The following is a 549-nucleotide window of genomic DNA, read 5'->3' as shown; positions in this document are numbered from 1 at the left end:
ACGTGGTGCGGCTGAGCGCGGAGGAACGCGCGAAGCTCACGGACTTTATCGGCTCGGGCAAGCGCTCGGCGCAATTCCTGACGAAAGCGCGCATCCTGTTGAAGGCGGACGTTTCGAACGCCGGTGAAGGTTGGAGCGACGGCAAGATCGCCGAGGCGCTCGACACCAGCGTCGCCAATGTCGAGCGGACGCGCCGACAATTGGTGGAGGAAGGGTTCGAAGCGGTGCTGATCCGCAAATATAATCCGAAGTGCGCCCGGCCCCGGATTTTCGACGGCGCGGCGGAAGCAAAGCTCATCGCGCTGGCCTGCGGGCCGGCTCCGGCGGGCTACGCCAGATGGACTCTGTGCCTGCTCGAAGAAAAGGTCGTCGAACTGAAGATCGTGGAAAAAGCCAGCGACAACACCATCGGGCGCACGCTCAAAAAAACATTCTCAAACCGCATCTCAAACAGCAATGGGTGATCGCGCCGCAGGCCTGCGCCGCTTTCGTCGCCAATATGGAAGATGTGCTCGCCGTCTATCAACGGCCGCATGATCCGCAGCGCCC

Annotated in this window: 1 protein-coding gene; it reads left to right on the top strand. The window is 61.9% G+C overall.

The window, feature by feature from the left end:
* The coding region (locus KP010_RS22515) for a helix-turn-helix domain-containing protein (protein WP_216281967.1) at window positions 1-464 on the top strand (464 nt) is incomplete at its 5' end.
* Between the last annotated feature and the right edge of the window lie 85 nt (window positions 465-549).

Source organism: Methylosinus sp. KRF6 (assembly GCF_018887255.1).
Lineage (GTDB): Bacteria > Pseudomonadota > Alphaproteobacteria > Rhizobiales > Beijerinckiaceae > Methylosinus > Methylosinus sporium.
This window is presented reverse-complemented; position numbering and strand designations above follow the sequence as displayed.